This is a genomic window from Nocardia sp. NPDC058497 (genome assembly GCF_042720195.1).
GTDB lineage: Bacteria > Actinomycetota > Actinomycetes > Mycobacteriales > Mycobacteriaceae > Nocardia.
In genome coordinates this window covers 1-7,788 of the sequence record NZ_JBHXMY010000270.1, presented here as the reverse complement: position 1 = coordinate 7,788, position 7,788 = coordinate 1, and the positions used below count along the sequence as shown (strand labels likewise).

Sequence of the window (7,788 nt, the reverse complement as noted above, 5' to 3'; positions counted from 1 at the left end):
AACATATATGCGCCCCGTTGGTGGTGGTGTTTTTATTGTTTACCTTCGCCGAGGACCACCTGCCCGACGGCCCACAGCCTCCCCGCGTCAAAACTCAATCGACCACGGTCAGCGCACCGTCGACGACGTCGGCTCAAGCCAGGCCGCCGACGGTCGACATGTTCGGCACCCGCCTCGAAGTCCCCGCCGACGAAGCCGGCTCGACACTGCCACAGACCCTCGACGGCCGCATTGACTCCGCCCGGCCGGACTACCTGACCGCAGCACCGGCCTGGTTGCAGTGGCAGCGGATCTGGGGTGGGGCGGCCGTGCCTGTCTCGGGCAGCGATGGCCCGACCCGGATAGACGGCGGTGTAGCGGGAGGGTTCGCGCGCACTCCGCAGGGCGCGGCGTTGGCGGCGATGGATGCGATCGGACGGGCCTACGCCGCACCGGACCCGCTCTGGCAGCAGGTGATTCGCGAGCGCTTCTACGGCGGCGGCGACGCGCTGATCGACGGGTTCGCTCGATCTCGGACCAGCGCACCCGGGATGGCGCGCTACGTCACCGTTCCCGAAGGGGTGCGCATCCAGCCTGGCTACCGCGACGACCTGGCCGTGGTGCAGCTAGCGGTCCGCTCGACGAGCGGCTACGCGATCGCGACATGGCCGATGGTGTGGGTCGAGGGCGACTGGCGCCTCCGCGTCCCGGACGACATCGACACTCTCTGGCGCCCAGCAACACCCACCACGTCAACAGCCGGCTTCGGCAACTGGAGACAGTCATGACCAGCGTCCTCGCCGCACTGGTAGCGCCGGGCGGGGGCATTCACGCCCAAATCCCCGATATAGCCTGCGTCGCTGTTCCCGGGATCAAGGAGGCCTGCCAACTCGGGAGCGCGGCTGTGGGCGCGGCGGGCGCGGTGCGTGACTCGGTTATCGACGGCCTCGCCGCCGATCTCATCGAAAGCCTCGTGGTCGCGCTTCGGATCGTAATGGCGTGGTGGACGACGTTTCCGTCCCCGGAGTTGTCGACTGTCTCGGGGCGGCCTGCCCCGGTGCTTGCTCAGATCCGCGAGTACACCAGCGGGCTGCAGGTCGTGTTGTTGACCGCTGGAATCATGTTCGCCGCCGCCCGCCTCGCCTTGGCCAAGCGCGGTGCAGTGGCAGGAGAAGCGCAGGAGAGCTTCTTGATGCTGGCGCGAGCGATCTTCGGTGCGCTGACCTTCGGTGCTCTGATCACCGTCGCGACCACCGCCGGTGACGAGTTCGCGTCCTGGGTCATCTTCGACGTAACCAACAACGACCTCGATACCGCAGTCAGCCGCATCGCTGATCCGAAGATCATGGCCAATCTCGGTCCGGGAATCCTGTTGGTCCTCGGCGTGCTGGGCGTGATCAGCCTGCTCGTGCAAATGGTCATGCTCGTGGTCCGGCAAGCCCTGCTCGTGGTCGTGGTCGCGGTGATTCCCATGGCCGCTGCGGCTTCCGGGACCGGGCCGGGCTCGCAGGCTTACAAGCGCCTGGTGGCCTGGTCGCTGGCATTCGTGCTGTGGAAGCCGGTCGGGGCGTTGGTCTATGCGATCGCGTTCACCGTGACTGGCGGCAGCGACCAAACAGATCCCCCGATGGTGCTGCTGGGGGTGATCTTGATGGTGATGAGCGTGGTAGTGCTGCCCGCGCTGATCCGGTTGATCGCACCCGCAGTCGCGACACTCGGCGGCGGAGGCGGAGCGGCATCAGTCCTGGCCGGTGCAGGCGCCGGTATCGCGATGTCGGCTGTGGGAAGTCGACCTCAGGCCAGAAAGATGTCCGAGTCCGAAAACACCGGACCGGCGAGCGGGCCGGCAAGCCAAGGCGCCTCCTCATCCTCCCGCTCTGGTGGTGTCGGCGGAGCGCGGTCGATGACGGCGAGTTCGGGATCACCAGCTGTCGGGGCGACTCCTACGGCAGCTAGTGGTGGGCAGGTCGTGGCGGGTCCTGTCGCGGGTGGTTCGGGAACAGGTGGGGCTTCGGCGGCAGGTGCAGGCGTGTCGGGTCGGTCGGCGGCAACCGGGGCGATGGGAGCCGGGCCTGCAGGTGCGGCAATGTTGGGCGCTCAGCTCACTGTCGGCTCGTTGCAGAGCATCGGCTCTGCCGCGCAAACCGCGGTCCCGGAGTCGTCCTCGTCGCAGATCGACCCGGATGCGCTGGGTCCGGGGGAGGTCCGGCGATGACCACTCGAATGTATGGGCGTTGGGAACAACCCCGCTCGGCTGGATTCTTCGGATTGACGTGGGGTGTGTCGCTGCTCGGACTCGGGTTGATCATCGCGGTGATGGTCTCGTTCATGATCACCCGATCCCTCGCGATCACCGGGACCATCCTGCTCGGCGCCGCGGTGGTGTTCGTTCCGCTAGCGGTGACTCGCAACGGGCGCACGGGCTGGGAACTGCTGCTGCTGCGGGTCCAATTCGCGCGCTCGCGCTCCCGGGGTGAACTCACCTACCGCTCCGGACGATTCTCCCGACTCCCCGGAGTGGCGAAACTGCCCGGGCTGCTGGCAGATTCGCGGTTGACCGAATACGAAACGCCGGGCGGTAAGCGGTTCGCGATGCTGCATATCCGGCGCAGCGATCACTACACGGTGATCGTGCGGGTGATCCCACGCGGCAAAGAGCTCGTCGACCAACCCCAGATTGACACGTGGGTAGACGGGTTCGGGCAGTTTCTGGCTGCCCAAAGCCGCGGTGGGGAAGTCGTCGCAGTCACCGCGGTCCTGGACAACACGGTCGAAACCCGTCTGAAGCAGACCCGCGAAGTCACTCGCCTCATCCGCGAGAATGCCCCCGACTTCGCGAAAGCAGTCATGCGGGAAGCCGCCGCAGACAGCGGCGGAGTCGGCGTGCGGATCGAAGCCCGCATCGCGATCACCTACCGGGCGATCGGCAAGGGCCGCATCCGCCGCGATCAGGCCGAACAAGCCCGCGAGATCGGGCAGCGCTTGCAATCAGTGCTGTCTCAGCTCGCCCGTGCTGGCCTACCCGCTACGCCCGTGCACGCGTGGGAAGTGCTGGGCTTGGTGCGCAGCCGCTACGACCTCGCCGCCCAACGCGATGTCGAGGCAGCCGGCGCGCAGATCACCGAGTCTCAGTCCTGGGACTCGGTCGGCCCGCTGGCTCATCAGGATCGGTGGGATCACTACGTTCACGACGGCGCCCGCTCCATCACCTGGGAAATGGACGGCGCACCGCGCGGTGCGGTGATGGAATCCGTCCTCGAAGAACTCCTGCGGCCCCGCCCGGACGTGCCGCGCAAGCGGGTCGCGATCGTCTACCGTCTGCACTCGGCCGCCGAAGCGACCTCCTTGGTCGATTCCGACTTCCGGGATGCGGTCGCGGCCGAGCAGACCGAGCGGGGGATCTCCTCGGCCTCCGCGCGGATCCGGGTCGGCAACACCCAAGCCGCCCGAGAGGAACAAGCCCGTGGCGCCGGGTTGACGCGGTTCGGGGTGTTGGTGACGGTGACCGATCACCTCGACGCTGATCTGCCCGGGATCGAGGCGTCGGTGAAGGGCATGGCGGCGGCATCGCGGTTGACGGTGCGCCGCTGCTACGGCTACCAAGCCGCCGGATTCGCCGCGTCGCTGGGTATCGGACTGATCCTGCCCGAACATTCTTCGATCTCCAAGCGGGTGTCGATGTGAACGGGTTCAATGACCCGCGGCGGGCGCGGCACCCGAAATCCGAAGTGGTCGAGGGCATCAGCGTGCTCACCAGCACTCGCCGCGCCCAGGTCGAGGCCATGGCCACCCGTGGCGGCATCGTGGGCTGGCGGGCGCGGATGCTGCTCTCGAGCGACGACCACCGCCGCGCGACCGCGACCCGACGCCGCGACGGCACCGCTGGTGACGGGTTCGACCTGACTACGCCGACCTTCACCGACCGCGGCTACGCGGGCCCCGGCGGCGGCCGGGCAGCGGTCGTGCCGAGAACACCGGAGTGGCGGGCGACCACCGTGCAGGTCGCCGGGTTGTGGCCGTTCTGTGTAGGTGCGACCTCGCCGACCGTGGGGGTTCCGGTCGGTAGTCACTACATCACCGGTGCCCCGGTGCATTTCGATCCTATGTCGTGGTTCCTGCGTGGGTTCATCACCGCGCCGATCGCTTTCGTGCTGGCGCTCAACGGATTCGGCAAGTCCTCGCTGATCCGGCGCATCGTGGCGGGTGCTGTGGCGGCGGGGGAGACCGTGCTGTGCATGGGCGACACCAAAGGCGAATACCGAGACCTGGTGGAGCGGCTCGGTGGGCAGGCCGTCGACATCGGCTACGGGCACGGCTGCATCAACCCCCTCGACGTCGGCGCGCTCGGGGCCATCCTCGCCCGGCTGCCCGATGCCGATCAGCGCCGCCAGGTCGCCGCACGGGTCGAAGCCGGCCAGATCAACATCGTCGCCGGGCTGATCGAACTCGTGCGCGGTGCACGGGTCGCCGACTACGAAGAAGTCCTCTTGGCCGCGGGGCTGCGCGAGCTCTACAGCCCTGAGGGCGGGTTCACACACGAGAACCCGCCACTGCTGGAGGACCTGCTCGCGGTGATCTCCGCAGGCGGCGACCGCCTTCGCGCGTTCGCCGAAGAAGACGACGAGATCTCCTACCGTGCCGCGACGAAGACCTTGCGTCGGTCGATGCGTGCCCTGGTCGAAGGGCCTTTCGGCGCGATCTTCAACGGCCCCACCACCACGCAGATCGATCTTGCCAGTCCCGCGATCTGCGTCGACATCTCCCACATTCCTGAAGGCGACACCAAACTGCTGGCCGCGGTCTTGATGACCTGCTGGTCCGGCGGATTCGGTGCCGTCGCTGCCGCCCACGCCCTCTCCGATGCCGGGCTCGCTTCGGCGCGGACGTTCGAGGTCGTGATGGACGAGATCTGGCGGGTTCTGGGCGTCGGGGAGTTCATGGTCGACCGCGTCGATGCCCTCACCCGACTCAACCGGCCCTTGGCTACCGGGTTGATCATGTGTTCACACACCATCAAGGACCTCGCCGCCTTCGACTCACCCGCGGCACAAGCCAAAGCGCTGGGCTTCTTCGAACGAGCCAGGGCCAAGATCATCGGTCCGGTCGGGCCGGACGAGGCTACCCGGATCGGCGCGGTCGCCGGCATGACCGACACCGAACGCCTCCTTGTCACCTCCTGGGCCGCGCCACGGCCGCCCTCTGACGACGACCTCGACACCTCACGTCGCGAAACCCCGCCAGGGACAGGGTGTTTCCTTCTCAAGACCGGTGAGGCGAACGAGCCGGGGATTCCGTTCCGGATGGTGTTCACCCCGACCGAGCGCGAGTCGGATGTACACAACACCAATCGCCGCTTCGACAACCTCGACACCAATACGGCGGACAGGTGATCCGGGATGCGCGCACCAGAATCCCGGCCTCCGCACCACGGTGAGGTCGTTGCCGGCGCCGAATGCGCGGGGGCGAGAACTTGACCGGCACCGCGCGCGTCAGTGTCGCCGTCGCCTCGGTGGTGATGCTGCTGTTCACTCTCCTGTTTCTGGTGGCGGGTTTCGACGACAGCGCGTGCGCCTCGACGACCGGGTCAGGTTCACTGGCCCGGTCTGCCCCCGGTGCCAGGACGATGCCCCTGGCGCCGGGGACCTTCACCCCGACCTCTGGGTTCGGAATGCGGTGGGGCGAACAGCATCAGGGCCAGGACTTCGCTGCCGCACCCATGACACCGATCTATGCCGTCGCCGACGGGGTCGTGGTCCGTGCTGGTGCGGCCAGCGGATTCGGGTTCTGGGTGGTGATCGACCACAACATGGGCGGTGCGGTCGTGTCCTCGGTCTACGGTCACATGTTCGCTGCCGACGTCCTGGTTCGTGAAGGTGACACCGTCGGTATCGGACAGCGGATCGCCGCCGTCGGATACAACGGCCAAACGGTCCCTGCGGGTCCCGACGGAGCGCATCTACATCTGGAAATCTGGACCGGCGGAGGACGTTTCGGCGGCGGCACCGCGATCGACCCGATGTCGTGGCTGCAGGACAGCACAGCCTCGACCGGTACGACAGCAGCACCGTCGACCACGCCGGGCTGGTCCGAGTCCGTCGTAGTCGGAGCCGGGGCGGTGGGGACAGAGCTGCCCGCACTGCCTTCCTCCATTGGTACCGAGACAGGGCTGCAGGTGGACACGATCCGGGTGGCCCGCACCATCGCCGTCCGATTCCCGCAGGTGCAGACCATCTACGGGCAGCGTGAGGACCCGCTGCCTGATCATCCCAGCGGCCGAGCGATCGACATCATGATCCCGAACCCGGCCTCCGGCAACGGCAAAGCCCTCGGGGACCAGATCGCCGACTACCTCATCGCCAGCGCCGCGCCGCTGCGGGTCGACTACATCATCTGGCGCCAGACCTACCGGGCGGCCAGCGGTGAATCCAACGTGATGGAAGACCGTGGTGGCGACACCGCCAACCACATGGACCACGTCCACGTGACCACAGTGGGCGGCGGCTATCCCGACGGGACACCGATCGAGTCAGCGGCCACGAGTCCCGTGGTGGCCGGTGGAGCGGGCTGCGGGACGAGTGCGGGGGGATCGGACCTCTCGCCCAGTGCGGTTCCGGCTGATCTGGAGCCGTGGTACCGGCAGGGCGGCACAGTCTGCCCGCAGATCAGTGCATCGTTGCTGGCTGCTCAGGGAAAGCAGGAGAGCGGGTTTCGCCGTGGCCTGACCTCTTCGAGCGGAGCGCAGGGGTTGGCGCAGTTCCTGCCCGGCACCGCAACAGCGCTGGCGTCTGACGGTCAACCGTATGTGATCGACGCCGACGGCAACGGTGTCGCGAGCGTGTGGGACGACGGTGACGCGATCATCGGCCAAGCCCGCTACATGTGCGATATCGCCGCCAAAGTCGAGGGTTGGATCGCCGAAGGCCGCGTGTCGGGCGATCTGACCACCCTCACGCTGGCCGGATATAACGCCGGGGAAGGCGCGGTCTTGAGGTCGGGCGGATTCCCCACCGGCTCACCTGATTACGAGATCCAGACCCGGCCCTATGTCGCGTCCATCCTCGCGAAGGCCGCCCAGATGTCGACCTCGATGAGCTGAGGACACCCATGATGAACCGACTCTCCCCGTGGTCAGCCGCCACCGCAGCAGCGGTCGTGCTCATCGCTCTACCGCTTGCCGGTTGCACCACCGACCCACCCGCGACCGACACCCGGGCACCCGCCGAATCGCTCAGCGAGGGCCCGACACCGGGCACCGCAGAGGCGGCGACCACGGCCCGGATGGGGCTGGCCGCGATGTTCTCCTGGCATCCGAGCACCGACGCCAGTCCCGGCGCCGCCCTGTCGCGCGCCCTGCCCTGGCTCACTGGCGAGCTCGCCACCGCTGCCGCGAAGACCGCACCCGTGACCGGGCAGCGGGCGCTGCCGGAATGGGCGGGGTGGCGCGACTGTGGCGATATCGTCACCGCGCTGGTCGACGCCGAACAGCCGCGAACCACCAACGTGGCTGAGGCGGCGGTCGCAGCGGTGGTGACCCAGCTGGTGCTGCACCGCGATGGTTCCCAGACCCGCTTTCAGCGCCTGCACGTCACCGTGACGGTGACGGAGACGGAGCCGGGGTGGCGGATGTCGAGCTACCGCGTCGACCCAGGGATCTGAGATGCACGAAACCACCCGAACCCCCCGACCCGCACCGATAACCATTCCTCTCCCGATGCGGCTCGGATCGCGGTCAAGACCCCGCCGCCGGAAGCCGCCCGAACACGCCCCGATGCCCTGTCTGGCTCCTATAACAATAACACCCGGCCCCCG

5 protein-coding genes are annotated in these 7,788 nt (G+C 67.8%); all 5 read left to right on the top strand.

Annotated features, from left to right (window positions below; all coding sequences use genetic code 11):
• The first annotated feature begins 643 nt into the window (after positions 1-643).
• The 5 genes from ACFWPJ_RS18655 to ACFWPJ_RS18635 all read left to right on the top strand — a co-directional run bounded on the left by ACFWPJ_RS18655 (position 644) and on the right by ACFWPJ_RS18635 (position 7,635).
• Entirely contained in the window at positions 644-2,194 is a 1,551-nt protein-coding gene (locus tag ACFWPJ_RS18655) for a hypothetical protein (RefSeq protein WP_378852939.1), read from the top strand.
• On the top strand, positions 2,191-3,663 hold the full coding sequence (locus ACFWPJ_RS18650) for an SCO6880 family protein (RefSeq protein ID WP_378852938.1): 1,473 nt from the start codon (positions 2,191-2,193) through the stop codon (positions 3,661-3,663). The genes ACFWPJ_RS18655 and ACFWPJ_RS18650 overlap by 4 nt, the downstream gene beginning before the upstream one ends.
• Positions 3,660-5,369 carry a hypothetical protein gene (locus tag ACFWPJ_RS18645; RefSeq protein WP_378852936.1) on the top strand — a complete coding sequence of 570 codons (1,710 nt, stop codon included), beginning with the start codon at positions 3,660-3,662 and terminating at the stop codon, positions 5,367-5,369. Before ACFWPJ_RS18650 ends, ACFWPJ_RS18645 begins: the two co-directional genes overlap by 4 nt.
• A gap of 80 nt (positions 5,370-5,449) precedes the next feature.
• Positions 5,450-7,075, top strand: coding sequence for a peptidoglycan DD-metalloendopeptidase family protein (locus ACFWPJ_RS18640; protein WP_378852934.1), 1,626 nt, complete (start codon positions 5,450-5,452; stop codon positions 7,073-7,075).
• A gap of 11 nt (positions 7,076-7,086) precedes the next feature.
• Complete coding sequence (locus ACFWPJ_RS18635; RefSeq protein ID WP_378852932.1) at positions 7,087-7,635, top strand: hypothetical protein; 549 nt, start codon at positions 7,087-7,089, stop codon at positions 7,633-7,635.
• Positions 7,636-7,788: the final 153 nt, after the last annotated feature.

Bases quoted from the DNA above. Each gene is read 5' to 3' on its own strand.
- ACFWPJ_RS18635 (WP_378852932.1), top strand. From the start codon at position 7,087: ATGAACCGACTCTCCCCGTGGTCAGCCGCCACCGCAGCAGCGGTCGTG.
- ACFWPJ_RS18655 (WP_378852939.1), top strand. From the start codon at position 644: ATGGCCGATGGTGTGGGTCGAGGGCGACTGGCGCCTCCGCGTCCCGGA.
- ACFWPJ_RS18650 (WP_378852938.1), top strand. From the start codon at position 2,191: ATGACCACTCGAATGTATGGGCGTTGGGAACAACCCCGCTCGGCTGGA.